Source organism: Acuticoccus sp., assembly GCF_965213555.1.
Lineage (GTDB): Bacteria > Pseudomonadota > Alphaproteobacteria > Rhizobiales > Amorphaceae > Acuticoccus.
This window is the reverse complement of sequence record NZ_OZ243890.1, coordinates 2,155,482-2,181,418: the sequence shown is the minus strand read 5'-3', so window position 1 is coordinate 2,181,418 and position 25,937 is coordinate 2,155,482. Positions and strand designations below refer to the sequence as shown.

Below are 25,937 nucleotides of genomic sequence, written 5' to 3'. Positions count from 1 at the left end.
CTCAGCCCGTCAGGTGGGCCGACCGTGGCAGTGCTTGTACTTCTTGCCCGAGCCGCAGGGACACGTCTCGTTGCGGCTCACCTTGCCCCACGTGGACGGGTCCGCAGCGGACCGCTCGACGCCGGCCTTGCGCAGGCTGCGCGGCGCACGGGCCTCGGCGACCTCGCCGTCCGTTGGCGCGCCGGCGCCGGCGTACTCGAGCTCGCCGCCACCCTCCTCGTCCTCGCCGGTCAGCGGGTCGATGTGGTGCAGGTCGTAGTCCCCCGTGGGGTCCTCGGGAAGCTGCGGCGGCGCCTGCACCTGGATCTCGAGGTGCATGAGCTGCCCGGTGACCGCGCTGCGCAGCTCGACGAGCATCGCCTCGAACAGCGCGAACGCCTCGGTCTTGTACTCGTTGAGCGGATCGCGCTGGGCGTAGCCACGGAAGCCGACGACGGAGCGCAGGTGGTCGAGCGTCGCGATGTGCTCGCGCCACAGGTGGTCGAGGGTCTGCAGGAGGACGGACTTCTCCACCTGCCGCCACATGTCCGAGCCGTACTTGGCGACCTTCCTCGCCGCCGCCTCGTCCGCCGCCTGCTTGAGGCGCTCGCGAATCTCCTGGTCGGCGATCCCCTCCTCGTTCGCCCAGTCCCTAACCCGCGCGTCGATGCCGAGGATCTTCTGCACCTCCTCGTGCAGGCCCTCGGTGTCCCACTGTTCGGGGTAGGCCTTCTCGGGGATGTGCTTGGCGACGATGACGTCGACGACGTCGTGGCGCATCTCGTTGATCGTCGAGCGCACCTCCTCGTCCTGCATCAGCTCGCGACGCTGCTCGAAGATCACCTTGCGCTGGTCGTTCATCACGTCGTCGTACTTGAGGACGTTCTTGCGCTGGTCGAAGTTGCGCGCCTCGACCTTCTGCTGCGCCTTCTCGAGCGCTCGGTTGATCCACGGGTGGACGATGGCCTCGCCCTCCTCGAGGCCGAGGCGGCGCAGCATCCCGTCCATGCGCTCCGACCCGAAGATGCGCATGAGGTCGTCCTGCAGCGACAGGTAGAAGCGCGAGCGTCCCGGGTCGCCTTGGCGGCCGGAGCGGCCGCGGAGCTGGTTGTCGATGCGCCGGGACTCGTGCCGCTCGGTAGCAAGGACGAAGAGGCCGCCAGCCCCCAGCGCCTTGGCCTTCAGCTCGGCGACGCGCTGGCGGATCGCAGCCTCCTTGCCGGCACGGTCCGGGTCGTCGCTGCCCTGGGCGTCCCGCGGGCCGAGCTCCTCCGCGATGAGGATGTCCGGGTTGCCGCCGAGCTGGATGTCGGTGCCGCGTCCGGCCATGTTCGTCGCGATGGTGATCGCACCGGGCACGCCGGCCTGGGAGATGATCTTCGCCTCCTGCTCGTGGAAGCGGGCGTTGAGCACCTGGAACGTCGGCTTGCCGCCCTTGCCGGTCTCGCCGATCCTCGCGGCGGCTTGGGAGTCGGACACGTCGCGCTGCCGGAAGCCCTCGCTCTTCAGCCGCTCGGCGAGCGCCTCGGACTTCTCGATGGACGTCGTGCCGACGAGGATCGGCTGCCCCTTGCCGTGCGCCTCGCGGATCAGCTCGACGATGGCGTCGAACTTCTCGGCCTGCGTGCGGTAGACTTGGTCGTCCTCATCAACGCGCTTGACCGGGACGTTGGTCGGGATCGAGACGACGTCGAGCTTGTAGATGTCCATGAACTCCTGCGCCTCGGTCACGGCCGTACCCGTCATGCCGGCGAGCTTGTCGTACATGCGGAAGTAGTTCTGGAACGTGATCGACGCGACCGTCTGATTCTCCGGCTGGATCGGCTGGTGCTCCTTGGCCTCCAGCGCCTGGTGCAGGCCCTCGCCGTAGCGCCGGCCGGGCATCATCCGGCCGGTGAACTCGTCGATGATGATCACCTCGCCGTTCTTGACGATGTAGTCCCGGTCGCGCTGGAACAGCCGGTGCGCGCGCAGCGCCTGCTGCAGGTGGTGGACGACGGAGACGTTCTCGACGTCGTAAAGCGTCTCCCCCTTCAGGAGGTCCGCAGCGCGAAGGAGCTCCTCGAGCTTCTCGTTGCCGGCCTCGGTGAAGGTGGCGGTGCGCATCTTCTCGTCGACCTCGTAATCTTCGGGCGCGAGCCGCGGGATGAAGGTGTCGACGGTGTTGTAGAACTCGGAGCGGTCCTCGAGGGGCCCGGAGATGATGAGCGGCGTGCGCGCCTCGTCGATCAGGATGGAGTCGACCTCGTCCACGATCGCGAAGTTGTGACCGCGCTGGGCCATCGCGCGCAGGTCGTACTTCAGGTTGTCGCGCAGGTAGTCGAAGCCATACTCGTTGTTGGTGCCGTAGGTGATGTCGGCGGCGTAGGCGGCGCGGCGCTCGGCGTCCGACCTGCCGTGTACGATGACGCCGACCTCCATGCCGAGGAAGCGGTAGATCTGCCCCATCCACTCGGAGTCGCGCTGGGCGAGGTAGTCGTTCACGGTGACGACGTGGACGCCGTGGCCGGCCAACGCGTTGAGGTAGACCGCGAGGGTCGCGACCAGGGTCTTGCCCTCGCCCGTCTTCATCTCGGCGATCCCCCCCTCGTGCAACACCATGCCGCCGATGAGCTGGACGTCGAAGTGGCGCTGCCCGAGGGTGCGCTTGGCCGCCTCGCGCACGGTCGCGAAGGCCGGCACCAGAAGGTCGTCGAGGGACTTGCCTGCGGCGAGCTCGGCGCGCAGCGCAGCGGTCTTTGCCCTAAGGTCCGCGTCGCTCAGCCGCTCGTATTCGGGCTCGACGGCGTTGATCGCCTCCACACGGGTGCGGTAGCCCTTGATGCGGCGGTCGTTCGCCGAGCCGAAGATGCGTTTGGTCAGGGTGCCGAGCATCCAAGATCCTCAAACGTCGGGCGGAACGGCGCGCGGCCACGACGACGAGCCAGCGCGAGGGGCGGTGCCCAGGAGGTCCGCCGCGCGCGATCCGACATATGTTTGGGGTGGGGGCATGTCAAACGAGCCCCTGCCGTCACCCGAAGGAACGAATGATGTTGAAGCGCACGTTGGGCGTGGGGTCCCTTGCCCTCCTCGCCGCGATCGCACCGGCCCTCGCGCAAGCGCAGGCCCCCGGCTCAAGCACCGAGGAGGCGCCGGCTGCCTCGAGCATGCAGACGACCGTCGAGCCCGGTCAGGAGACCGCAGCGGGCGCGCCGGCGACCGGCGCCGGGGCGTCCGGCCCCGATGAGGTGGTCGCCACGGTGAACGGCGAGGAGATCACCGGCGCCGACGTGGACTTCGCCCGCGCGGCGCTCGGCGAGGCGGTCGAGCGCGTGCCCGAAGGCCAGCGCGACGACATGGTGCTGTCCCTGTTGATCGACATGCACCTGATGGCGGACGCGGCCGCGAACGAGGGCCTCGACGACACCGAGGCGTTCACCCAGCGCATGGAGTTCCAGCGCATGCAGGCGCTGCAGGAGAGCTACATGCAAAGCCTCATCGAGCGCACCGTGACCGAGGAGGCGGTCGCCGCGCGCTACGAGGAGGAGGCGTCCAAGCTGCCGCCGCGCGAGCAGGTGAGCGCCAGCCACATCCTGGTCGAGGACGAGGCGAGGGCGCGCGAGCTGATCGCCGAGCTGCAAGCGGGGGCGGACTTCGCCGAGCTCGCGGCCGCGAACTCCAAGGACCCCGGCTCGGCCGAGCAGGGCGGCTCGCTCGGCTTCTTCGCGAAGGGCCAGATGGTGCCGCAGTTCGAGGAGGCAGCGTTCGACCTCGAGCCCGGCGAGATCACCGAGGAACCGGTGCAGTCCCAGTTCGGCTACCACGTCATCCGCCTGGACGAGACGCGGACCGTGCCCGTCCCGCCGCTCGAGGAGGTCGCGCCGCAGATCCAACAGATCATGGTGCGCGAGGCCTACGTCGACGAGATCGAGGAGCTGAAGCAGGCGGCCTCCATCGAGCGCTCCGATGCTGCCGCTGCAGCGCCCGCGGGCGCGTCGCCAGCCGATGCCTCGGGCACGCCGCAACCCGACGCTGCGGCGACGCCCGCGCAGTAACATGGGTCGGCCGGTGGCGATGCGGACACATCGCCACCTCAAGCCAACGTCACCGGCTTGACACCGCCGACGGAGCGTCGTGCATCACGGCCGTCCGTCGGCGGTGCGGCCCTCCCCGCGCCGCCGCGCCATCCGTAGACAGGTCCATGGCCACAGCCCGCGCGCTTAACTCCGACCAACCCGATCCCGCCTCGCCGCACGCAGCGTGCGGTCCGGCGGGGCTGCCGCGATGACCGTCTCCCCGTTCGCGCCGACCTCCGTCGCCGAGCCCGCCGCGGTGGGCGGCGTGCGGATCGCGACGGCGCAGGCGGGCATCAAGCGCGCCGGGCGCACCGACGTGCTCCTGATGGCGTTCGACGAGGGGACCACCGTCGCCGGCACGTACACCCGCTCACGCTGCCCCTCCGCACCGGTGGAGTGGTGCCGCGAGCGCACCCCTGCCGGCGTCGCCCGCGCCCTCCTCGTCAATGCCGGCAACGCCAACGCCTTCACCGGCCGCAAGGGGCGCGAGGCGACGGCGAGCTCGGCCGAGCTTGTGGCGCAAGCGCTCGGGATCGAGACGGCGCACGTCTTCCTCGCCTCCACCGGCGTGATCGGCGAGCCGCTCGACGCAGGCAAGTTCGCGTCGGTGATGGACGAGACCGCCTCCCGGCTGGCCCCGTCCGGCTGGGCCGACGCGGCCCGGGCGATCATGACCACGGACACCTTCCCGAAGGTCGCCTCGCGCACCGTGAGCCTCGGCGGCACACCCACCACCCTCGTCGGCATCGCCAAGGGCGCCGGCATGATCGCACCCGACATGGCGACGATGCTCTCGTTCGTCGCCACCGACGCTGCCGTGCCGGCTGAGGTGCTCCAGCCGATGCTCACCGACGCCGTGGCGGCGAGCTTCAACAGGATCACGGTGGACTCCGACACCTCGACGTCCGACACCGTGCTCGCCTTCGCGACCGGCGCATCGGGCGCCCCCATCGGCGAGGCGCAGGGCGGGGACGCACGCGCCTTCTGCGCGGCGCTGTCGGACCTCCTCCTGGAGCTCGCCCACCTCGTCGTGAAGGATGGCGAGGGCTGCACGAAGTTCGTCACCGTCGCCGTGCGCGGTGCCGAGAGCGACGCATCCGCGAGCCGCATCGCCCGCGCCATCGCGGACTCGCCCCTCGTCAAGACGGCGATCGCCGGCGAGGACGCCAACTGGGGCCGCGTCGTCATGGCCGTCGGCAAGGCCGGGGAGCCGGCCGACCGCGACCGCCTCGCCATCTGGTTCGGCGACGTGCGCGTGGCCGCCGACGGCGAGCGGGACCCGGACTACTCGGAGGCCGCAGCATCCGCCGTCATGCGCGAGCCGGAGATCGTCCTCACCGTCGACCTTGGCCTGGGCGACGGTGAGGGCGTGGTGTGGACGTGCGACCTCACCAAGGCTTACGTCGCGATCAACGGCGACTACCGCACCTGACCGGCGTGCGGCTCGTCCTCGTCGTCGCCGCCGCGCTCGTCGACGCGCAGGGCCGCGTCCTCATCACCCAGCGCCCGCCGGGCAAGGCGATGGCAGGGCTGTGGGAGTTCCCCGGCGGGAAGGTGGAGGACGGCGAGACGCCCGAGGCTGCGCTCGTGCGCGAGCTCGCCGAGGAGGTCGGCGTCGTCGTGGCGCCGGACGCCCTCACGCCGCTCACCTTCGCGAGCCACGCCTACGACGACTTCCACCTCCTGATGCCGCTCTACCACGCAGGCGGGTGGTCCGGCACGCCGGTCGCCCGCGAGGTGGCTGCGGTGCGCTTCGTCGCGCCCGGCGAGCTCGACGCCGCGGCGATGCCGGCGGCGGACGCGCCGCTGATCGCGGCCGTTCAGTCGAGGTTCAACGGCAGCACCCGCTGATGCGTCCGCAAGCTTGTTGCGCCGCACAACGGACTTAATTCTTTGCTCAAGTGACACGGTCGGCACAGGATGTGCGGCGGCCGGACCCTTGCTGGTGCGCGCTTCGTGACGAGCCGATGGCATGCGACGCCTTGGAGACCTTCGATGAAATTCGCCCGGCGGCAGCTCATGGCCGGTGCCGCGCTTCTCGGCGCGACCGCGGCGATCCCGAGCTGGTCGTTCCGTCGTGTAGGTCAGGCACTCGCCGCTGGGACAGAGGCGGTGTCGGATCGCGATGCGCGGCTCTACGGCGAGCTCGCCCCCTTCTCGCGCGAGCTGCTGCGCGCCAAGGCGGCAGAGCTCGCGGGGCGTCCCTTCGAGGACCGGACAGGCGCGGTGCCGGAGACGCTGCGCGCGATGGGCTACTCGGCCTACCGTCAGATCGGGCCGAGCCGGGTGTGGCCACAACCGCTGTCGGCCGACAGGTCGTTCTCCTTCGACGCGCTGCTGCCGGGCTTCGTCTACAACCAGCCGGTCGACCTTTGGCTCGTCTCGGACGACACCGCGCAGCGCATCGTCTACGAGCCTGCGGCGTACGTCGTCGGGGAGCTGGCCGCCGCGCAGTTGCCGGAGGGCCCGCTGCCGTTCTCCGGCTTCCGCCTGCACGCGGACGTCGGCGCCACCGGCGAGATCTCCGAGTTCGCCGTGTTCCAGGGTGCGAGCTACTTCCGGGCCGTCGGTGCGGGCGAGACGTACGGGCTGTCCGCGCGCGGGCTCGCCATCGACACCGGCTCGCCCCGCGGCGAGGAGTTCCCGATCTTCCGCGGCTACTGGATCGAGGCGGTGCCGGACGGCGGCGCCAGCGTCGTCGTGCACGCGCTCCTCGACACGCCCTCCGCCAGCGGCGTCGCGCACATGACGCTGACGCCAGGGGACGCCACGATCACGGAGGTCGAGCTCACCGTGTTCGCGCGGCGCACCATAGAAACGGTGGGCTTCGCGCCGTTCTCCTCGATGTTCCTGTTCGGCGGCGTCAACCGCTCGCGCTTCGAGGACTACCGCCCCGCCGTGCACGACTCGGACGGCCTGTCCATCCACACGGGTGCAGGCGAGTGGCTGTGGCGCCCCCTCAACAACCCGACCCGACTTCAGGTCTCCGCCTTCGCGGACGATGGGCCGCGCGGCTTCGGCCTGGCACAGCGCCATCGCCGGTTCGAGGACTATCAGGACGTCGAAGCGCGCTACGACCTGCGGACGTCCGCCTGGGTGGAGCCGCTCGGGAACTGGGGCGCCGGCTCGGTCGTCCTGTTCGAGATCCCGACGGACAAGGAGTACAACGACAACATCGTCGCCTACTGGCAGCCCGGCACGCCGATCGTGCCTGGCGTTCCGACGACGTTCGCCTACCGGATCCAGTGGGACGCGCTGCCGCGCGAGGCCGCGCCCGGACCGCGCGTCCTGTCGACGCGGATCGGTCGGACCCTAGCGGATGACGCGCTCCTGTTCGTCATCGACTACGTAACGAACGGCCTCGACCTCGAGGACGCAGTGGTGCGCGTGGAGGCGTCGACCGGCACCGCGTCGAACCTCGTCCTTTACGACACGCCCGTGCCGGGGGTCGCGCGGATCAGCTTCGAACTCGACCCCAAGGGCGCCGACTCCTCCGAGCTCAGGCTCGAACTTGATCCCGTGGCGGGTCCCCCCGCGGAACGCTGGCTGTACCGATGGACAAGCTAACCTTCACCCCGACCGCCGCGCCGCTCGCGATGCCGACGCAGAACCTCGGCGAGGCCCCACCGCGGCGCGGAACCTTGCACCGGCCGATGGCCCGCACGCTCGCCGCACGGCTCCTCCTCATCGCCATCACGCTGGGCGGCACGGTGTTCGCGGCGCTCGAGATGCACGCCGTCGCGCAGGTGGGCGGCATGGCAACGCTCGAGTGGGCCCTCGTCGCGGTCTTCAGCGTCGCCTTCGCGTGGATCGCCTTCGCCGCCGCGAACGCCATCGTCGGCCTCCTTGCACCGTCTCCCAGGCCCGCAGCGGCACCGTCGCTCGGCGGGCCGCTCACCGCGCTGGTGATGCCGATCTACAACGAGAACGTGAGTGAAGTCTACTCCGCTCTCGCTGCGATGGTGGCCGACCTGCCGCGCGAGGTGGCCGACCGCTTCGAGGTGTTCCTCCTGTCCGACTCGACGGACGCGGAGACTTGGATCGCCGAGGAGCGCGCGCTCGCCATCCTGCGCCGCCGTGCCGGCCCGACCCGGGTGTGGTACCGTCGGCGACGGACGAACGCCGGGCGCAAGGCCGGCAACGTCGCTGACTTCGTGACGCGCTGGGGCGGGCGGTACGCGCACATGATCGTGCTCGACGCCGACAGCCTGATGACCGGCGACTGCCTCTGCGCGCTGCGCTCGGCCATGGAGGCGGAACCGTCGGCCGGCATCATCCAGACCGCACCGGTCCTCCTCACCGGGGCGACGCCGTTCGCCCGGGCGCAGGCGTTCGCCAGCGCGATGACCGGTCCGGTCATCTCCCGCGGGCTCGCTGCGTGGTCCGGCGACGACGGCAACTACTGGGGGCACAACGCCATCATCCGCATGGAGGCGTTCGCCGGCGCGGCGGGGCTGCCGACGCTGCGCGGACGTCCGCCGCTCGGCGGGCCGATCCTGTCGCACGACTTCGTCGAGGCCGCGCTGGTGCGCCGCGCCGGCTGGACGGTGACGCTGCGACACGACATCGAAGGGTCCTACGAGGGGGCGCCGGGCGACCTCATCGGCGTGATCCGCCGCGACCGGCGCTGGGCGCAGGGCAACCTGCAGCACCTTCGCGTCCTCACCGCAGCAGGGCTGCTGCCGGCCTCGCGGCTGCACCTTGCCATCGGGATCCTCGCCTACCTGATGAGCCCGCTGTGGCTCCTCCTCATCCTCACCGGGCTCGCCCTTGCGGTGCAGGCGACGTTCATCCGGCCGGAGTACTTCCCCGAGGCGTTCGCGCTGTTCCCCACGTGGCCCGCCTTCGACGCCCCTCGCATGACCGCGCTGCTCGCGATCTCCCTCGCCGTCCTCTTGGTGCCGAAGGCGATGGGGCTCGCCCATGCCATCGCCGACCCCGCTGTGCGCCAGCGCTGCGGCGGCACGGCGCGGCTCGCGGCATCGAGCGGCGTCGAGCTCCTGGTGTCTACCCTGGTCGCGCCGATCATGATGCTCGCGCAGACGCAGATCGTCGCCGCCATCCTGTCCGGCCGCGCGGTGGGCTGGATGCCGCAGGTGCGGCGGGGATCGAAGCTGGCGTGGCGCGACGCCCTGGCGTTCCACGCGCCGCACAGCGTCACCGGCCTTGCCATGGCCGTCGTGGCGGTGCTGCACTCCCCGGTCCTGTCGGCCTGGATGGCGCCGACGCTCCTCTCGCTCCTCGCCGCGGCGCCGATCTCCCGCGCGGCGGGATCGCGGGCGCTCGCGCGGCGGCTGCGGCGTGGTCGGCTGATGACGACGCCCCAGGAGGTGGCGCCTCCCGTCGTCCTCCTCGCCGCGCGCCGCCTGTCCCACGAGTTCCCGCACGCCAAGCCCGCCGACGCGTTGATGGCGCTCGCCGCCGATCCGGTGCTCCGGGTGGCCCATGCCAGCTCGCTGGAGCCTGCGACGCGGGGGCGCGGGGCGTTCGAGCCCGCGCGGGCGCTCGCCGTCGCCAAGCTCGGCGAGGCGACGAGCCTCGACGAGTACGCCTCCTGGCTCGCGCCCGACGAGCGCCTCGCCGTCGTGTCGGAGCCGGCGCTGCTCGACCGCGCGCTGTCCCTCGGCCGCGCCAGCGAGGCGGAAGCGGCCTGACGGGGCGTTGAAGTCAGAAGGCGTTCGTCTCGAACACCTTGCGCACGTCCCCCTTCCAGGGCCCCCGGTAAGCGTCGAGCAGCTCGTCGGCCGGCGAGCGGCCCGAGTGGGCGGCATCCTCGAGGACGGTGAGGAACGCCCGCTCGTCGGGCGCCTCCCCGCTCGCCTTGCCGCGCCGGCGCAGCCCCTCGGACGCGAGCGCCAGGGCGTCGCGCGCGAGGTCCGCCACCGTGCGGCGTCCCACCCTCGTGCCGAGCCCGTCGTGCGGCACGCGCTCGAGCATGGCGCGGCGATCGTCGGCGGAGAGCTCGGCGACGAGCGCCGTCGCCTGATCGAGGACGCCGCCGTCGTACAGCAGGCCGACCCAGAACGCGGGCAGCGCACAGATGCGAGCCCACGGGCCGCCGTCGGCGCCGCGCATCTCCAGGAAGCGCTTCAGCCGCACCTCGGGGAACAGCGTCGACAGGTGGTTGATCCAGTCGCCCATGGTCGGGCGCTCGCCGGGGAGCTTGGCGAACCGTCCCGCCATGAAGTCGGCGAAGGTGGCCTCCGTCGCCTCGATGTAGGTGTCCCCGCGCTTGACGAAGTACATCGGCACGCCGAGCGCCCAGTCGACGTAGCCCTCGTAGGAGAACCCCTCGTCGAACGCGAACGGGAGCGGCCCGCAGCGTGCCGGGTCGACGTCGTGCCAGACCTTCGCGCGGTTGGAGCGCAGGCCGTTCGGCGCTCCCTCCAAGAACGGCGAGTTGGCGAACAGCGCCGTCGCCACCGGCTGCAGGGCAAGGCCGACGCGCATCTTGGCTACCATGTCCGCCTCGCTCGCGTAGTCGAGGTTGACCTGGATCGTCGTCGTGCGGTGCATCATGTCGAGCCCGCGGGTGCCGACCTTCGTCATGTGGCGGCGCATGATGTCGTAGCGCTGCTTGGGCATGCGCGCCGCCTCCTCGAGCGTCCAGGTCGGCGCGAAGCCGAGGCCGAGGAAGCCGAGGCCGAGCCGCTCGGCGATGGCGCGCACCTCGCGCAGGTGGCCGTTCGCCTCGACGCACGTCTCGTGCAGCGTCTCGAGCGGCGCACCGGACAGCTCGAACTGGCCGCCCGGCTCGATGGAGATCGCCCCGCCCCCCGACGGCGCAGCGAGGCCGATGAGGCGCCCCTCGTCGGTGATCGCATCCCATCCCGACGACTGACGCAGCGCCTCGAGGATCGCCGCGATGCCGCGCTCGCCGCCGTAGGGCACCGGCGACAGGTCCGCGAGGTCGAAGGCGAACTTCTCGTGCTCGGTGCCGATGCGGAACTCGGCCGGCGGCTTCTCTCCGCCGGCGATGTGGGCGACCAGCGCGTCGCGGCCCTCGATGGGCGTGTCGTCCAAGGTGTCGCGCGCCATGGTCCCCTCGCGGCTCGCGGCCGAGCCGCTGGCGGCCGGACATTAGGCAGGCCCACCGCGCCGCGCAACTGCGTGCCATGCCAAGTATCAGGTGGTGGGGAACGCCGCCTCCACGAGCGCGAGGAGCGCGACGGCGGCCGTGTCCGCCCGCAGGATCCGCGGCCCCAGCGACACGCCCACGGCACGCTTGGAGAAGCGCTCGCGTTCGTCCTGCGAGAAGCCGCCCTCAGGGCCGACGAGGACGGCGAGCGGCGTGCCGGCGGCGCGGATCGTCGCAACTGGGTCGATCGCCGTGCCAACGAGCGCCTCGTCCGCCACCACCAGCTTGCCCTCCCAGGTTCCCATGAAGGTCGCGAGCGGCACCGGGTCCTCGACCGCAGGCACCGACAGGATGCCGCACTGCTCGCACGCCTCGACCGCGTTCGCCCTCATCCGGTCCCTGTTGATGCGCCGCACCTGACCGTGCTGGGTGAGGACCGGGACGAGGCGTCCCGCGCCCATCTCCGTCGCCTTCTGCACCATGTAGTCGAGCCTTGCCTGCTTCAGCGGCGCGAAGGCGTAGGCGAGCGTGGGTGGCGCGGTCTGCGGCCGCGTGCGCTCCTCGGCGTTCGCCGTCCCTGCCCCCTTGCGCAGCTCGGCGATCGTGGCGCGCCACTCCCCATCGCGTCCGTTGAACGCGAGGAAGGTCGCGCCGGGGCCGAGCCGCAGGGCGTTGCGCAGGTAGTTCACCTGTGCGGCGTCGAGGGCGATGGGCCCTGGCAGGTCCGCGCAGACGAACAGGCGCACGGCGGTGAAGTCTTGGCTCAAGGCGTGCTCGAGGTGTTCCGACCCGGCTCCGAAGTGCCTATTGTAGGGCGATGAACGCTCCCTTCGCCACGTTCGAGGACGCGCCGGGGACCAACGCGGCTGAGTTCACCGTCTCGGAGCTGTCGCAGGCGTTGAAGCGCGCGGTGGAGGACGGCTTCGGCCACGTCCGCGTGCGCGGGGAGATCGGCAACTTCCGCGGTCGACACGGCTCGGGCCACGCCTACTTCGCGCTGAAGGACGCGGACGCCTGCCTAGACGCTGTAGTGTGGCGCTCGGCGTGGGCCCGGCTTGGCGTGAAGCCCGAGGAGGGGCTGGAGGTCATCGCGACGGGGCGGCTGTCCACGTTCGCCAAGAAGTCCTCCTACCAGCTCGTGGTGGACCAGCTCGAGCCGGCGGGGATCGGGGCGCTGATGAAGCTCCTCGAGGAGCGGCGACAGCGGCTCGCCGCCGAGGGGTTGTTCGACGAGGCGCGGCGCCGTCCGCTGCCCCTCATGCCGCGCGTGGTGGGCGTCGTCACCTCGCCGACCGGCGCGGTGATTCGCGACATCCTGCACCGCATCGCCGACCGCTTTCCGACCCACGTCATCGTCTGGCCGGTCCGCGTCCAGGGCGAGACGTGCGCCGCCGAGGTCGCCGCCGCCGTCACCGGCTTCGCAGGGGACTACGGCGGGCCGAGGCCGGACGTCATCGTCGTCGCGCGCGGTGGCGGCAGCGTCGAGGACCTCTGGGGCTACAACGACGAGGCGCTGGTGCGCGCGGTCGCGGCCTCCCCGATCCCCATCGTCTCGGCGGTGGGGCACGAGACGGACTGGACGCTGATCGACCACGCGGCCGACCACCGTGCGCCGACGCCGACGGGCGCGGCGGAGCGCATCGTCCCCGTGCGGGTCGACTGCCTGGCGACGCTCGACGACCGCGTGCACCGCCTCGCCACCGCGGCGACGACCTTGCTGCGCCGCCACGCCGATCAGCTGCGCTACCTCGGACGCGGGCTCCCGACCGGCGTGGTCCTGCTGCAACCGCTGCGCCAGCGGCTCGACCTGTCCGGCGACCGCCTCGTGGGAGCGCTCACCGGCGCGACGGCGCATGCACGACGCCGCCACCTCTCCGTCGCCGGCCGCCTGTCGCCGGCGATCGCCCATCGCCCCTTGGAGCGCGCGACGAGCAGGCTGGCCGAGGCCGGACGCCGGCTGGGCCGCGTCGCCGAGGGCACCCTCGCCGAGCGCCGCGCCGGCGCCGCCCGTGTCGCCGCGCGCCTGTCGCCCCACCTGCTGACGCGGCCGCTCGCAGAGGCTCGCGGCTCGCTCGTGACCCTCGCCGCGCGCCGTGACCGCGCCATGGCTGTCGCCCTTTCGGCCGCGGTGACGCGCGTCGCAGCGTCCGCCAAGCTGCTGTCGGCGGTGTCCTACCAGGCCGTGCTGGAACGCGGCTTCGCGCTGGTCCGCCGCGCGTCGGACGAACCCGTGCGCGCGGCGGCCGACGTCGCGCCCGGCGAGGCGCTGCAGATCGAGTTCGCCGACGGGCGCGTGCGCGTCGCCGAGGCTTCGGCACCCGCTCGTCCCGCTGCCGCCGCGACGCGGTCGCCACGCCGCTCGCGCAAGGTCGACGATGCTCAGGGGCTGCTCCTTTGAGGCGCCCGAGGCCCCGCCCGCGATGAGCGATCCCTTCGTCAGCGACGACGCGCGCCTGATCGCCGACGCCGCCAGGCGCCTCGCCACCGACCACATCGCCGCGAACGCCGGCCCCCTCGACCGCCGCGAGCCTGAGGCGCGCCAGGCGTTCCTCACCAACCTCAAGCGCCTCGCCGACCACGGCTTCATGGCGATCAACGTTCCGGCGCATTACGGTGGGAGCGAGGCCGGCCCCGTCGCGTTCGCCCTCGCCATCGAGGCGCTCGCGCGGGCGTGCAGCTCCACCGCCGTCACCGTGTCCGTCACCAACATGGTGGGCGAGGTGATCGCTGCGGTCGGGTCGGAGGAGCAGAAGCGCGCCCACCTTCCGCGCCTCGCCGACGGCACCTACCGCGCCGGCGCGTTCTGCCTGACCGAGGCGGGCGCGGGATCCGACCCCGCGGGGATGACGACGCGCGCCGTCATGGACGGCAACGAGTGGGTGCTGAACGGCGCCAAGCTCTACATCACGTCCGCCGAGTACGCCGGCCTGTTCGTGGTCTGGGCCGTCACCGACCCGGAGGCGGGCAAGGGCCGCGGCATCTCCTGCTTCCTCGTGCCCGCGGGTGCCGACGGCCTGGTGATCGGCCCAGCGGAGAGGAAGCTCGGCCAGCACGGCTCGGCGACCAACGCCGTCCACTTCGAGGACTGCCGCCTGCCCGCCGACGCGCTGCTCGGACGGCTCGACGGCGGCTTCCGCATCGCGGCGGGCGAGCTCGCCGGCGGTCGCATCGGGATCGCCGCCCTCGCGCTCGGCATCGCCCGCGCCGCCATCGACGCCGGAGTCGCCTACGCCAAGGAGCGTCGCCAGTTCGGCCAGCCCATCGCGGCCATGCAGGGGCCGCAGTGGATGATCGCGGACGTGGAGACCGAGCTCGAGGCCGCACGCCTCCTCATCCTCCAGGCGGCCGCGAAAAAGGCGGCGGGCGAGCCGTTCGGCCGCGCCGCCTCCATGGCCAAGCTCTATGCCAGCGAGGCGGCGCAGCGTGCCACCTACGTCGCGCTCCAGCTCCACGGTGGGGCGGGCTACCTCGTCGATCACCCGGTGGAGCGCTTCGCCCGCGACGCGCGCATCACGACGATCTACGAGGGCACCAGCGAGGTGCAGCGCATGATCATCGCGCGGGACGTCCTCGCCTCCTGACCACTCATGGTGCCGCGGTCGTTGCAATTGGAACACACTGCGGCGATTGCGTGGCAGCAGCGCCGTCATGAACCTGCGATGCACCAGCCTGAGGGCGGAGGCGACGCGTTAGGTCCCCATCGCCAACCGCGCGTGCGACGTCGCCCTGCGACGCCGTTGCCGCGGCTCAACGGGAACCGGAAGGGCATGGCCAAACTCGATCACATGAGCCGAAGGACGTTCTGCATCCTCGGCACCACGACGGCGGCTGCCGCGCTGTCCGGCTGCATCGCCGGTGGGGCGTCGTTCCAAGCGGCAACCCTTGGCTACCGACCGGTGCCGCAGCTCGGCACGCCCGGGAACGAGCCCTTCGTGCTGCCGCGCGTCGACATGACCCGCATCCCGAGGGAGTTCCACCGGCAGTACGTCGACCACACCGGCCGCTACCGGCCCGGCACCGTCGTCGTCGACACCACGAACCGGCACCTCTACCTCATTCAGGACCAGGAGACGGCGATAAGGTACGGCATCGGCGTCGGTCGGGCAGGGTTCGCCTGGGGCGGACGGGCGCGGATCGGCCGCAAGGCGAAGTGGCCGACCTGGACGCCGCCGGCGACGATGATCCGCCGGGAGCCGCAGCTTCGCAAGTGGGCGAGCGGCATGGAGGGCGGACCGCACAACCCGCTCGGCGCGCGCGCGATGTACCTCTACAACGGCGGCCGTGACACGCTCTACCGGCTGCACGGCACCAACGAGCCGGCCTCAATCGGGCAGGCGATGTCGTCGGGCTGCATCCGCATGCTGAACCGCGACGCCATCGACCTGTACGAGCGGGTGCGGGTCGGCGCGCCGGTGGTGGTCGTCCAGGGCCGCACCGCCGAGGTGTGACCGTCGCGTCCTAACGGGAGCCAGCTGGCCCGGCTGGCGCGGCGAGGTCGAACCGGTGGGTGAGCGCGCCGTCCTCGAGCCGGCGCACCTCGACGCGCGGCGCCGCACCGCCGATGGTGAGGACGAGCCGACCATCCGTCGCGCTCGCCGCGATGACGTCGGCGGGGTCGACGGCGATCTCGACCGTGGTGACGGGGGTGACCGCGGTCGGCGCGCGATCCTGGGAGATGCGGTACAGCACGGTGACGACGACGGCCGCGAAGCCCAAGAGCATGATGCCGAACGACACCGCAAGGAGCCGCACGAGCTTGCGCCTGACCCGCTCCACCGAGGGATCCAACGGCTCCTCGGGCTCATCGTCCGTGACTGATGGCACGCTGTCTCCTGACGGGTCGGCGGACGACGGGCGGGTCTACGGCGAACGCCTGAGCCTTGCCATCGACGACGGCGGGCGGGCCGACACGGCCATCGCCGCGGCGTCGGGTCTCAGCCGCACCCGGGTTCAGGCGCTGATACGATCGGGGGCCGCGCAACTCAACGGGGCGCCGCTCGTCGACCCGTCGATGCGGCTGGCGCCGGGCGCCGCCGTGGTCCTCGAGGTGCCGGCTCCGGAGCCCGCGACGCCGCTGCCGCAGGCGATCCCCCTCGACATCCTTCACGAGGACGCCGCCGTCGTCGTCCTCGTGAAGTCGGCGGGGCTCGTGGTGCACCCTGCCGCAGGGCACGCCTCGGGCACCCTCGTCAACGCGCTCATCGCGCACTGCGCCGGCTCGCTGTCGGGGATCGGCGGCGTGTCACGCCCCGGCATCGTCCATCGGCTCGACAAGGACACCTCCGGCGTGATGGTGGTCGCGAAGACCGACGCGGCGCACGGAAGCCTCGCAGCGCAGTTCGCCGATCACGGTCGCACCGGACCGCTGCGCCGGCGCTACGAGGCCCTCGCGTGGGGCACGCCCGCCCCGCCGGACGGGACCATCGACCGACCCATCGGCCGCCATCCGTCCGATCGCCAGCGCTTCGCGGTGCGCGACGGCGGCAAGCGGTCCATCACCCACTACCGCACACGCGCGCGGCTCGGTCCCGCGACGCACCTGTCGCTCGAGCTGGAGACCGGCCGCACCCACCAGATCCGCGTCCACCTCGCGTCCGTGGGCACCCCGCTGCTCGGGGACCCGCTGTACGGCGCCGGGTTCGCCACCAAGGCGAACCGCCTCGCTGCTGGCGCCCGCGAGCTCCTCGCCGCGCTCGACCGCCAGGCGCTGCACGCCGCGCACCTGTCCTTCGCGCACCCCACCACCGGCCGCACGATGTCGTTCGAAGCACCCCTGCCGACGGACCTTGCAGCGCTCGTCGACTCCCTTCGCGCGACGGCATGACACCTCGAAGGGGTTGCGCGGTGGGTTGGTCGATTGTCGGCTGCTGGTATCGGCAACGTGAACGGATCGTCACTTGTCAACACCTTAGCCATGCCACACCCTTGTAAGCTCGGAGCTGCATACCCAGTTCAAGCGGTCCCGCGGAGCTTCGGACCGCGGTGCGACCACGCCGTCCGCGGGTGGTCCTCGACGAAGGAGGGAGATGATGGCCCAGAGCCTGCCAGCGATCGCGTCCGGGGAAGCCGGGCTGTCGCGCTACCTGGACGAGATCCGCAAGTTCCCCATGCTGGAGCCGCAGCAAGAGTACATGCTCGCCAAGGCGTACCTCGAGCATGACGACTCCGACGCGGCGCACAAGCTCGTCACCAGCCACCTGCGCCTCGTCGCCAAGATCGCCATGGGTTATCGCGGCTACGGCCTGCCCATCGCTGAGGTGATCTCGGAGGGCAACGTCGGGCTGATGCAGGCCGTCAAGCGCTTCGATCCGGAGAAGGGGTTCCGCCTCGCCACCTACGCCATGTGGTGGATCAAGGCGGCGATCCAGGAGTACATCCTGCGCTCGTGGAGCCTCGTGAAGCTTGGGACGACGGCGAACCAGAAGCGCCTGTTCTTCAACCTGCGCAAGGTGAAGAGCTCCATCCAGGCGTTGGAGGACGGCGACCTCAGGCCCGACCAGGTCACCGCGATCGCGACCAAGCTCAACGTTCCTGAGCAGGACGTGATCTCCATGAACCGGCGCTTGTCGGGGGACTCCTCGCTCAACGCGCCGATCCGCCAGGAGGCCGACTCCGGCGAGTGGCAGGACTGGCTGGTGGACGAGTCCACCTCCCAGGAGGAGGTGCTCGCCGAGAACGAGGAGCTCGACAACCGCCGCGCGCTGCTGAAGGACGCTCTGGGCGTGCTGAATGAGCGTGAGAAGCGCATCTTCGAGCAGCGCCGCCTCGCCGAGGAGCCGATGACCCTCGAAGCGCTGTCGTCCGAGTTCGGCGTCAGCCGCGAGCGCGTGCGCCAGATCGAGGTGCGCGCGTTCGAGAAGGTGCAGAAGGCGGTGGTCCAGGCCGCGCACCAGCTCGAGCGACCCGCGGTCGAGCGGCTGGCCGCGCCGGCGTGAGAGGCTCGTCACGTCGACTGCCGGGGGGACCCGCGTCGTAGGCTCGGGGGATCCGCGAGCCCTTGAGACCGTGCGGCGACTGCCGGAACGCCGCACGCTCATTCGTCCCCCAGCGCGATGATCGAGCCGTCTGCAGGGGCCGTTCGCCGACGGCGGGGCAGTCCTCGGCCAGCCTCGCCTCGGGCGTACCTGGATCCGTCTCAGCTGCAGGCTGCGAGCAACGCTGTGCGCCGCGATCGCTGACGAACGGGAACCACCCGCAGGGGTGGCCATCGCGACGTTCCACGGCGCCCTGTCCGCCGGTGCGCTCGTCGCCGGTCCGCGCGCCAATGGAGCGCCGTACCCGCCGCCACGCGGCGGACGCGTTCGCCCGGGCGATGGGACCCGTCGCGGGACGACGCCGCGCGGGCGCACCTTGCCGCCGCACGCCATGGCTAGGCCTGGACCGCGCCGCTCCTGCCGCCCTGCTCGAGAGCGCTGTCGGCCGAGCCGGTTGCGCCGCCGCTCGCACCGGTCGATGAAGCGCTGGTGCCCCCCCTTCTAAGCCGTGCCCGGCGGCGGACCCTGTCGTTTGGGCTGCAGACCGTCCTCGGACTGCGCCGCCGTGGTTACTTCATCCCCCTGCGCAACGCGTCCGCCGCCATCCCGTGGAGCCGGCAACCTTACGAGGGGTTGGAGGCGACCTTTGAGGCCGCCCGCCCGGCGATCGCCGCGCACCTTGCGGCCATTGAGGCGCTCACCGACGACCTTCGAGCGCTCGTCGGGCCGCCGCCGGAGCCCCGCTTCGACCAAACGTGGTTCCCAGGGCTCGATGCCGCCGCGCTCTACGCCCTGGTCCGCACCGCGGCGCCACGCAGGATCGTCGAGGTCGGCTCGGGCCACTCGACCCGCTTCATGGCCCGGGCGGTGCGCGACGGCGCGCTCGCCACCGACGTCATCGCCATCGATCCCGAACCGCGCGCCGACCTCGCCGGCCTGCCGATAACGCTCGTGCGTCGCACGGTGCAGGACGTCGGCCTCGCGCCGTTCGCCGAGCTTCGCGCCGGTGACCTCGTCCTGATGGATTCCAGCCACGTCCTCATGCCAGGGACGGACGTGGACGTGGTGCTGAACCACGTCGTCCCGCGGCTGTCGTCAGGCACCTGGCTCGCGGTGCACGACATCTTCCTGCCGGCGCCCTACCCCGACGAGTGGCCGTTCAGCACTTACAATGAGCAGAACGCGGTCGCGCCGTTGCTGCAGGGACGCGCCAGCGTCGTGTTCGCGTCGGCCTACGCACGGGCGGCGCTGGGTGAGGCGGTGTCCCGAACGTGGATCGGGCGCCGCCCGCTGCCGGACGGCGCCCGTGAGAGCCTCCTGATCCTCCGCCTGTCGGGCAGCGGCTAGAGCGGTTTGGGGTTAGGTGGAACCACCTAACCCCAAGAAATCAAGGAGCTAGAGCATCTTATCTGGGTCCTGGAGACCCAGAATGCTCTAGGATCGCGGCTGGGGGACGATGCGCAGGTAGGGCCGCGGCGCCCGCCAGCCGTCCGGGTAAGTCTGCTTGGCCTCCTCGTCCGACACGGCGGGCACGATGATGACGTCATCGCCGTGCCGCCAGTTCACCGGCGTCGCCACCTTGTGCTCGGCGGTGAGCTGCAACGAGTCGATCACCCTCAGGATCTCGTCGAAGTTGCGCCCGGTCGAGGCCGGGTAGTTCATCGACAGCTTGACCTTCTTGTCCGGTCCGACGACGAACACCGACCGCACGGTCATCGAGTCGTTCGCGTTCGGGTGGATCATCTCGTAGAGCGTCGCGACCTTGCGGTCGGGGTCGGCGATGAGCGGGAAGTTGAGCGCCGCCCCCTGCGTCTCCTCGATGTCGGCAGCCCACTTGGGGTGGTCGTCCATCGGGCTCACGGACAGCCCGATGACCTTGACGCCACGTCGCTCGAACTCGTCCTTCAGCTTGGCCGTCGCGCCGAGCTCGGTGGTGCACACGGGCGTGAAGTTCTTGGGGTGGGAGAACAGCACGGCCCAATGCCCGTCGATGTAGTCGTGGAAGCGGATGCGGCCCTCGGTCGTGTCCGCCTCGAAGTCCGGCGCGGTATCGCCGATCTGCAGTGCCATGGGTTGCTCCTTCGCGGCCGCGGTTGCGGTCGCCGTTAGATGCGCCGGCACGCGGCGGCGTTCAAGGCTTAACGCGTGGCATGGCACCTGTTATCCTCGTCGAGTCCGCCGCAGGGCTCTACCCTGCTTGCCCTCGGCACTACGGTGTCGATCAAACGAACTGGAACGAGGTGCTCTCATGTCCGACCTTCAACCGCTGTTCCCCCGCCAGCCGGTGCCACCGCTGTCCGCCGACCTCGTCGAAGGCGGCCGCTGGACCAGCTCCGACCTCAAGGCCGACCCGTTCACCCTCGTGGTGTTCTACCGCGGCCTGCACTGCCCGATCTGCAAGACCTACCTCGGCAGCCTCGAGAAGCAGCTCGACGAGTTCGGCCGCCGCGGCGTCGACGTGGTGGTCCTGTCGTCCGACACCGCTGAGAGGGCTGAGAAGGCGAAGTCGGATTGGAGGCTGCCGCGCCTTACGATCGGCCACTCCGTGAGCCTCGCCGAGGCACGTCGCTGGGGCCTCTACGTGTCGACGAGCCGTGGCAAGACCTCGGTGGGCGTCGAGGAGCCTGCGATGTTCACCGAACCCGGGCTGTTCCTGATCCGGCCGGATGGCACGCTGTACTTCGTGACGACGCAGTCCATGCCGTTCGCCCGGCCGCGGTTCGAGGACATCCTGCCCGCCATCGACTTCGTGGTCGAGAAGAACTACCCGGGCCGTGGCGAGGTGATGGCGATGAGGGAAGCCGAAGCGGCCTAATCGTCGACGCCGACCTCGATGGCATAGGTCGAAAGGTCGGGCAGGTCCTCCACCAGCCCGGCCTGCGTCATGAACGTCGCGAAGTCCCGGTACGCTTGGCCATCCAGCGTAGCGGGGTCGGCGGCGAACTTGTCGAGCGTGTCGGTGAACGCCTGTCGGTTCAGCCGGTCGTCGAGGTCGGGCTGCGCCTCGAAGAACAGCGCCTCCGCCTCGTCGGGGTGGGCCTGCGCCCAGGTCGTCGCCGCGGCGACGGCCTCGATGAAGCGGGCGAACACCGGCTCGTCCACGCGGTCCGCCCGGACGATGTAGATCAGCTCCTCGTAGGACGGGACGCCGTGCTCCTCGGGGAAGAACGCGCGCCCCTCGCGGCCCTCGATGGCGATCTGCGTAAGCTCGAAGTTGCGGAACGCGCCGATCACCGCGTCGACCCGGCCCGACAGCAGCGCCGGCGTCAGCGCGAAGTTGACGTTGACCAGTGTCACGTCGTCGAGGTCGAGGCCGACGCTCGCGAGCATGCGGCCGAGCAGCGCGTCCTCGAACCCGCCGACCGAGTAGCCGACGGTTCGCCCGGACAGGTCGTCGAGCGCCTCGATGGGCCCGTCGGCCAGCGCGACGAGGGCGTTGAGCGGCGAGCCGACGAGGGTACCGATCCGCGCCACCGGCAGCCCCTCGCTCACCTGCTGGTAGAGGCTCGGCTGGTAGGTGATCGCGACGTCGCCCTCCCCGGCGGCGACGAGGCGCGGCGGTGCGGCCGGATCCGCCGGGGCGATGAGGTCCACCTCGAGGCCGCGGGCAGCGAACTCGCCTCGAGCCTGTGCGATGATGATGGGGGCATGGTCCGGGTTGATGAACCAGTCCGCCAACACCGTGAGACGGTCCTGCGCCCAGGCGGGCAAGACGGAGAGCGCGAGGGCGACTGCAAGGATGGTGCGGCGCATCGTGGGGACCCCCGTTCGCCTCGTTCTATCCGCGCCACCCGGTGAGGCAAGGGTCATCCGTCGCGCCACAGCAGGCGCTCGACCAGCCGGTCGGCGAGCGCGCGGGTACCGAGGGCGAGGAGCGCGAGGAGGAAGAGCGCGGCGAACACCGTGCCGGTCTGCGAGCGCGCGTTGGCGTTCACCATGACGAAGCCGAGGCCGGCGGAGGCGCCGACCCACTCGCCGACGACGGCCCCGATGGGCGCGACGGTCGCGGCGACCTTCACGCCGGCTGCGAGCCCCGGCAGCCCACCCGGCGCGCGGATGCGCCACAGGAGGCCGAAGCGGCCGGCTCCGGCGAGCCGCGCGAGGTCGAGGAGGCGGGGGTCGACCCGGGTCATCGCCTCGGCGTAGGCGGTCGCAACGGGGAAGTAGATGATGAGGGCCGCCATCGCGACCTTCGAGGCGATGCCGTAGCCGAGCCAGACGACGAGGAGCGGCGCGATGGCGAACACCGGCAGCGCCTGCGTGGCGACGACGACGGGCAGGACGAGCCGTCGCGCCAGCGGCGTCGCGGCGACGACGAGGGCGGTGAGGACCCCGGCCGAAACGCCTACGCCGAGGCCGAGCAGGATCTCCAGCGCCGTGATCCCGGCGTTGCGCAGGAGCATCGCCCCCTGGGACGCGTAGGCCTCGGCGACGTCGAGCGGGCTCGGAAAGACGTAGCGCGGGGGACGCAGGACGGCGACCAGCGCCCACCAGACGAGGACGACCAGCAAGATGGCGGCAAGCGCCCGAGCTCCCATAAGGACGACGCCGCCGAGCGACCGCAGGCGCGTGGCACGGGACCCATGCTGCAGCGAGCCGAGCCGGAGGTGCTCGTCGCCCACCGACCGGAGCGTTCCCCCGTCCGACCGGAGCGTTCCCCCGTCCGGCGCTGCGACACGGTCACCGCGACGGTCCTTTGGTTCGGGCCTCAGCCCGACGTCCATTCCTCGATGGCGGCGTTGACCGAGCGCAGGCCGTCGTTGCCCTTGCGGAGCGTAAGGATGGCGCGGCGGCCGGACTCGTAGAGGATCGGGATGTCGATCCAGTCGCGCGAGGAGAGGAGCTCGAGGTTGTGCGCCCGGTCGGCTTCGTCCTCGCTCAGTGCGATCCAGAACAGGCCGGACGACACGCGCGCAGCGGCGCCGCGCAGCGCCTCGCCCCGCGCCGACTCGCGCTCCTTCATGATGATGCCCGGCACGTTCTTGACGCCCCCGCCCTCGAAGGAGTCCGGCACGTCGAACTCGATCTCGATGAGGTGGCTCGCCGGCAGCCCGGGGTCCCGGTTCTCGCGGATGAGGAGCGTCGCGTTCATGGCACGCTCGCCGATGGCGGCGTTGGCGCGCACCACCGGCTCCTCGTCTTCGCCGCCGCCGACGGACTGGCGCACCATCGCCCACTCCACCGTGCCAGGAAGCGCCGAGCCCTGCTGGCCGGACTCCGATGCCTCCTCGTAGAGGACGGCACGCTGCGTGCCCTCGCTGACGATGTCGGGGATCGCCTCCGCCGGACGTGCGGACGCCGCGTCCGTCGCGGTCGGCTGCGGATCGACCGCGGCGACGCGCTCCTCAGCCGGCTCGGTCGCCTCCTGCGGCCCGAAGGCGGCAGGAGCCTCGCTAACGGTGCGCTCCGCTTCGGCCTCGCCTGGGGCCGCTCCCGCCACGCCGCTCGTCGCTGCGTCAGCCGTGCCCTCGGCGACGGCCCCGATGCGGATCGGTGTCGTGGCGACCGTGCGCGTGTCCTCCTCGGAAAGCAGCCGCTCCTCGTCCTTCCGGGCAAGTGCGGGCCCGGCCGACGGCACTGGGTCCCGTACCTCTTCGACGCCCGGCTCTGCGATCCCGTCGAGCACCGCGACGAGGCGTTCACGCTGCGTGTAGGCCGCGTAAGATGCGCCGACGAGGAGCACGAGGACCGCGACGGACAGCGCGCTGCGGGCGGCGACGGACCGCCGCCGGCCGTCCAGAGCGGGCGAACCCGCCGCAGCGGCGCGGCGGCGACGGCGCTCGTCGGAGCGTTCGGCGCGGCGATCCGCGCGAAGCTGGCGCTCCTCGGCCTTGCGCCGCCTTCTGTCCTCGCGGGGGTCGTCCTGCGCAGCCGCGGGCTCGAGGAGGTCGTCGTCGTAGGCATCCTCCTCGACGGGCTCGTACTCGACCTCGTCGATCTCCGGCTCGTCCCTCGCGTCCCGGCGCGGCGTGCCACGTCGCACCGGCACCGCATGGACGACGTCGTCCGGCTCTTCGTCCTCAAAGACGTCGTCGACGACCGCGGTCTGCGGCGGCCGGGCGGGCTCGAAGGCGACGGGGGCCGCGGTGGGCGCGGGCAGCGCCGCCTCGTCCGCGCGGCCGGTCTGCGGTGCGAAGAGTTCGTCGGACACCGCGGTCTTCAGCATCTCCGCGCGCTCGGCGCGGCGGCGCTCCGCCTCGGCGCGTCGGCGAGCCTCCCGCTCAGCCTCCCCCTCGCGCGGCTCCTCGGCGTCGCGAGCTGCGGCCCCGCCAGGGACGACGCCCTGCACCGCACGCCGCGTCCGGTTCGCCCGCGCGATCTCGTTCTCGATCTTGCGGATCGCGTCCTCGAGGGCGAGGCGCTGCGCCGTCACGTCCGCCGACGAGAGCGGCGGGTCGAAGCTCTGAAGCTGCTTCAGAAGCGCCTTGCGCGCCTTCTCGTACACCTGCCGCCGCTGCGGCCCGCTCCCGTCCGGAAGCGCCTGCACCGCCTTCTGCAGCACGGAGTAGAAGTCGGTCATTGCGACCACACGCCCTTTCTGCCCAAAGGCCTCGAACTAAATTTGAAAAGGGTCGTCAACAAGTATCGTATCAATTCGTTCTGGGCTCGTCGACAACATGGAGACACGCGCACCGACCAACTCCTCGACATGACGCACGTACTTGACCGCCTCCGCCGGCAGCGCGTTCCAAGAGCGCGCCCCCCGGGTCGATCCGGACCAGCCAGGGACCGTTTCGTACACTGGCTGAACCTTCGATTGCCGCAGCGCATCGGCAGGCAGACGGTCGAGCCGCGCACCGTCCAGATCGTAGGCGACGCAGATCTTGAGCTCGTCGAGCCCGTCGAGCACGTCGAGCTTGGTGAGCGCGAGCCCGTCGATCCCGCCGGTCTCCACCGCCTGGCGGACCAGGACGGCGTCGAACCAGCCGCAGCGCCGCTTGCGGCCGGTCACCGTGCCGAACTCCGCGCCGCGCTCGCCGAGCCGTGCGCCGATCGCGTTGTCCTGCTCGGTCGGGAACGGTCCGTTGCCGACCCGCGTCGTGTAGGCCTTCGTTATCCCGAGCGTTCGGCCGAGGGAAGTGGGACCGACGCCGCTTCCGGCCGCAGCCTGACCCGCCACCGTGTTCGACGAGGTGACGTAGGGGAACGTCCCGTGGTCGATGTCGAGCATGGCGCCCTGCGCGCCCTCGTAGAGGATGTTGCGTCCCGCGCGCCGAGCCTCGCGCAGGGTGCGCCACGTGGCGTCCGCGTAGGCGAGGACGGGCCGCGCCGCCTCGAGCTCGTCGGCGATCGTGCCGGCGGCGACGGGCTCGGCGCCGAGGCCGATGCGCAGGGCGTTGTGGTGCGCGAGGAGGCGGTCGATGCGCGCGCGCAGCCCCTCGCCGTCGGTGATGTCGGCGAGCCGCACCGCGCGGCGACCCACCTTGTCCTCGTAGGCGGGGCCGATGCCGCGCCCCGTCGTGCCGATGGCGCCGGCGCCGGACGCTGCCTCGCGCAGCCGGTCGAGGTCGCGGTGGACGGACAGGATGAGCGGCACCGTCTCGGCCACCTTCAAGGTCGCCGGCGACACCTCGACGCCGTGCGCGCGCACCGCCGTGATCTCCGCGAGCAGCGCCTGAGGGTCGAGGACGACGCCGTTGCCGATGACGGACACCTTGCCCGGCCGCACGACGCCCGAGGGCAGCAGCGACAGCTTGTAGGTCACGCCGTCGATCACCAGCGTGTGGCCGGCGTTGTGCCCGCCCTGGAAGCGCACGATGACGTCGGCGCGCTCCGACAGCCAGTCGACGATCTTTCCCTTGCCCTCGTCGCCCCACTGGGAGCCGACAACCACAACGCTGCCCATCGTGT

21 protein-coding genes are annotated in these 25,937 nt (G+C 71.5%); 12 read left to right on the top strand and 9 right to left on the bottom strand.

Going from position 1 to position 25,937, the window contains the following annotated elements:
• Positions 1-9 precede the first annotated feature (9 nt).
• On the bottom strand, positions 10-2,853 hold the full coding sequence (secA, locus tag ACOOE8_RS10310; RefSeq protein WP_420391391.1) for a preprotein translocase subunit SecA: 2,844 nt from the start codon (positions 2,851-2,853) through the stop codon (positions 10-12).
• 152 nt (positions 2,854-3,005) lie between these two features.
• Between secA and ACOOE8_RS10305 the strand changes: the two genes are divergently transcribed.
• The 5 genes from ACOOE8_RS10305 (at position 3,006) to mdoH (ending at position 9,688) form a co-directional block, all read left to right on the top strand.
• Positions 3,006-4,013, top strand: coding sequence for a peptidylprolyl isomerase (locus ACOOE8_RS10305; RefSeq protein ID WP_420391390.1), 1,008 nt, complete (start codon positions 3,006-3,008; stop codon positions 4,011-4,013).
• A gap of 229 nt (positions 4,014-4,242) precedes the next feature.
• Positions 4,243-5,466 carry a bifunctional glutamate N-acetyltransferase/amino-acid acetyltransferase ArgJ gene (gene argJ, locus ACOOE8_RS10300; protein ID WP_420391389.1) on the top strand — a complete coding sequence of 408 codons (1,224 nt, stop codon included), beginning with the start codon at positions 4,243-4,245 and terminating at the stop codon, positions 5,464-5,466.
• A 5-nt stretch (positions 5,467-5,471) separates the two neighbouring features.
• Positions 5,472-5,885 carry a (deoxy)nucleoside triphosphate pyrophosphohydrolase gene (locus tag ACOOE8_RS10295; RefSeq protein WP_420391388.1) on the top strand — a complete coding sequence of 138 codons (414 nt, stop codon included), beginning with the start codon at positions 5,472-5,474 and terminating at the stop codon, positions 5,883-5,885.
• A 144-nt stretch (positions 5,886-6,029) separates the two neighbouring features.
• The gene (locus ACOOE8_RS10290; protein WP_420391387.1) at positions 6,030-7,601 is read left to right on the top strand and encodes a glucan biosynthesis protein; all 1,572 of its coding nucleotides are present in this window, start codon (positions 6,030-6,032) and stop codon (positions 7,599-7,601) included.
• Positions 7,589-9,688 (top strand): glucans biosynthesis glucosyltransferase MdoH, encoded by a 2,100-nt coding sequence (gene mdoH / locus ACOOE8_RS10285; protein ID WP_420391386.1) that lies wholly within the window; start codon positions 7,589-7,591, stop codon positions 9,686-9,688. The genes ACOOE8_RS10290 and mdoH overlap by 13 nt, the downstream gene beginning before the upstream one ends.
• Positions 9,689-9,701: 13 nt before the next feature.
• Here the strand turns inward: mdoH and ACOOE8_RS10280 are convergent, their stop codons facing one another.
• Both ACOOE8_RS10280 and ACOOE8_RS10275 read right to left on the bottom strand, forming a co-directional pair.
• Positions 9,702-11,072, bottom strand: a complete 1,371-nt coding sequence (locus ACOOE8_RS10280; protein WP_420391385.1) for a glutamate--cysteine ligase — start codon at positions 11,070-11,072, stop codon at positions 9,702-9,704.
• Positions 11,073-11,159: 87 nt separating this feature from the next.
• On the bottom strand, positions 11,160-11,879 hold the full coding sequence (locus ACOOE8_RS10275) for a 16S rRNA (uracil(1498)-N(3))-methyltransferase (RefSeq protein ID WP_420391384.1): 720 nt from the start codon (positions 11,877-11,879) through the stop codon (positions 11,160-11,162).
• A gap of 50 nt (positions 11,880-11,929) precedes the next feature.
• Here ACOOE8_RS10275 and xseA point away from each other — a divergent pair, with 50 nt between their 5' ends.
• From xseA to ACOOE8_RS10260, 3 genes are all read left to right on the top strand, one after another.
• Positions 11,930-13,510, top strand: coding sequence for an exodeoxyribonuclease VII large subunit (xseA, locus tag ACOOE8_RS10270; protein ID WP_420391383.1), 1,581 nt, complete (start codon positions 11,930-11,932; stop codon positions 13,508-13,510).
• Positions 13,511-13,532: 22 nt separating this feature from the next.
• Positions 13,533-14,693: an acyl-CoA dehydrogenase family protein gene (locus ACOOE8_RS10265; RefSeq protein ID WP_420391382.1), complete on the top strand. Its 1,161-nt coding sequence runs from the start codon at positions 13,533-13,535 to the stop codon at positions 14,691-14,693.
• 186 nt (positions 14,694-14,879) lie between these two features.
• Positions 14,880-15,560, top strand: coding sequence for a L,D-transpeptidase family protein (locus tag ACOOE8_RS10260; protein ID WP_420391381.1), 681 nt, complete (start codon positions 14,880-14,882; stop codon positions 15,558-15,560).
• A 10-nt stretch (positions 15,561-15,570) separates the two neighbouring features.
• Here ACOOE8_RS10260 and ACOOE8_RS10255 read toward each other — a convergent pair whose 3' ends face one another.
• Entirely contained in the window at positions 15,571-15,936 is a 366-nt protein-coding gene (locus tag ACOOE8_RS10255; protein WP_420391380.1) for a hypothetical protein, read from the bottom strand.
• On the opposite strand from ACOOE8_RS10255, the gene ACOOE8_RS10250 reads away from it, so the two are divergent.
• From ACOOE8_RS10250 to ACOOE8_RS10240, 3 genes are all read left to right on the top strand, one after another.
• On the top strand, positions 15,923-16,936 hold the full coding sequence (locus tag ACOOE8_RS10250) for an RluA family pseudouridine synthase (RefSeq protein WP_420391379.1): 1,014 nt from the start codon (positions 15,923-15,925) through the stop codon (positions 16,934-16,936). The two genes, ACOOE8_RS10255 and ACOOE8_RS10250, sit on opposite strands and share 14 nt — an antisense overlap.
• A gap of 205 nt (positions 16,937-17,141) precedes the next feature.
• Positions 17,142-18,047, top strand: coding sequence for an RNA polymerase sigma factor RpoH (gene rpoH / locus ACOOE8_RS10245; RefSeq protein WP_420394679.1), 906 nt, complete (start codon positions 17,142-17,144; stop codon positions 18,045-18,047).
• A 528-nt stretch (positions 18,048-18,575) separates the two neighbouring features.
• Positions 18,576-19,433, top strand: a complete 858-nt coding sequence (locus ACOOE8_RS10240; RefSeq protein WP_420391378.1) for a class I SAM-dependent methyltransferase — start codon at positions 18,576-18,578, stop codon at positions 19,431-19,433.
• 87 nt (positions 19,434-19,520) lie between these two features.
• Here ACOOE8_RS10240 and ACOOE8_RS10235 read toward each other — a convergent pair whose 3' ends face one another.
• Positions 19,521-20,156: a peroxiredoxin gene (locus ACOOE8_RS10235; protein WP_420391377.1), complete on the bottom strand. Its 636-nt coding sequence runs from the start codon at positions 20,154-20,156 to the stop codon at positions 19,521-19,523.
• A 178-nt stretch (positions 20,157-20,334) separates the two neighbouring features.
• Here ACOOE8_RS10235 and ACOOE8_RS10230 point away from each other — a divergent pair, with 178 nt between their 5' ends.
• Complete coding sequence (locus tag ACOOE8_RS10230) at positions 20,335-20,901, top strand: peroxiredoxin-like family protein (protein ID WP_420391376.1); 567 nt, start codon at positions 20,335-20,337, stop codon at positions 20,899-20,901.
• Here ACOOE8_RS10230 and ACOOE8_RS10225 read toward each other — a convergent pair.
• From ACOOE8_RS10225 to ACOOE8_RS10210, 4 genes are all read right to left on the bottom strand, one after another.
• Positions 20,898-21,839 carry an ABC transporter substrate-binding protein gene (locus ACOOE8_RS10225; protein WP_420391375.1) on the bottom strand — a complete coding sequence of 314 codons (942 nt, stop codon included), beginning with the start codon at positions 21,837-21,839 and terminating at the stop codon, positions 20,898-20,900. The two genes, ACOOE8_RS10230 and ACOOE8_RS10225, sit on opposite strands and share 4 nt — an antisense overlap.
• Positions 21,840-21,892: 53 nt before the next feature.
• Positions 21,893-22,708: an ABC transporter permease gene (locus ACOOE8_RS10220; protein WP_420391374.1), complete on the bottom strand. Its 816-nt coding sequence runs from the start codon at positions 22,706-22,708 to the stop codon at positions 21,893-21,895.
• 86 nt (positions 22,709-22,794) lie between these two features.
• Positions 22,795-24,606, bottom strand: a complete 1,812-nt coding sequence (locus ACOOE8_RS10215; protein WP_420391373.1) for a hypothetical protein — start codon at positions 24,604-24,606, stop codon at positions 22,795-22,797.
• A gap of 36 nt (positions 24,607-24,642) precedes the next feature.
• On the bottom strand, positions 24,643-25,932 hold the full coding sequence (locus tag ACOOE8_RS10210) for an adenylosuccinate synthase (protein WP_420391372.1): 1,290 nt from the start codon (positions 25,930-25,932) through the stop codon (positions 24,643-24,645).
• Positions 25,933-25,937 lie beyond the last annotated feature (5 nt).

Coding starts and splice junctions, on each gene's coding strand:
- ACOOE8_RS10260 (WP_420391381.1), top strand. CDS start 14,880: ATGGCCAAACTCGATCACATGAGCCGAAGGACGTTCTGCATCCTCGGC.
- secA (WP_420391391.1), bottom strand. CDS start 2,853: ATGCTCGGCACCCTGACCAAACGCATCTTCGGCTCGGCGAACGACCGC.
- ACOOE8_RS10265 (WP_420391382.1), top strand. CDS start 13,533: ATGAGCGATCCCTTCGTCAGCGACGACGCGCGCCTGATCGCCGACGCC.
- argJ (WP_420391389.1), top strand. CDS start 4,243: ATGACCGTCTCCCCGTTCGCGCCGACCTCCGTCGCCGAGCCCGCCGCG.
- mdoH (WP_420391386.1), top strand. CDS start 7,589: ATGGACAAGCTAACCTTCACCCCGACCGCCGCGCCGCTCGCGATGCCG.
- xseA (WP_420391383.1), top strand. CDS start 11,930: ATGAACGCTCCCTTCGCCACGTTCGAGGACGCGCCGGGGACCAACGCG.
- ACOOE8_RS10215 (WP_420391373.1), bottom strand. CDS start 24,606: ATGACCGACTTCTACTCCGTGCTGCAGAAGGCGGTGCAGGCGCTTCCG.
- ACOOE8_RS10290 (WP_420391387.1), top strand. CDS start 6,030: ATGAAATTCGCCCGGCGGCAGCTCATGGCCGGTGCCGCGCTTCTCGGC.
- ACOOE8_RS10280 (WP_420391385.1), bottom strand. CDS start 11,072: ATGGCGCGCGACACCTTGGACGACACGCCCATCGAGGGCCGCGACGCG.
- ACOOE8_RS10225 (WP_420391375.1), bottom strand. CDS start 21,839: ATGCGCCGCACCATCCTTGCAGTCGCCCTCGCGCTCTCCGTCTTGCCC.
- ACOOE8_RS10235 (WP_420391377.1), bottom strand. CDS start 20,156: ATGGCACTGCAGATCGGCGATACCGCGCCGGACTTCGAGGCGGACACG.
- ACOOE8_RS10210 (WP_420391372.1), bottom strand. CDS start 25,932: ATGGGCAGCGTTGTGGTTGTCGGCTCCCAGTGGGGCGACGAGGGCAAG.
- rpoH (WP_420394679.1), top strand. CDS start 17,142: ATGGCCCAGAGCCTGCCAGCGATCGCGTCCGGGGAAGCCGGGCTGTCG.
- ACOOE8_RS10305 (WP_420391390.1), top strand. CDS start 3,006: ATGATGTTGAAGCGCACGTTGGGCGTGGGGTCCCTTGCCCTCCTCGCC.
- ACOOE8_RS10230 (WP_420391376.1), top strand. CDS start 20,335: ATGTCCGACCTTCAACCGCTGTTCCCCCGCCAGCCGGTGCCACCGCTG.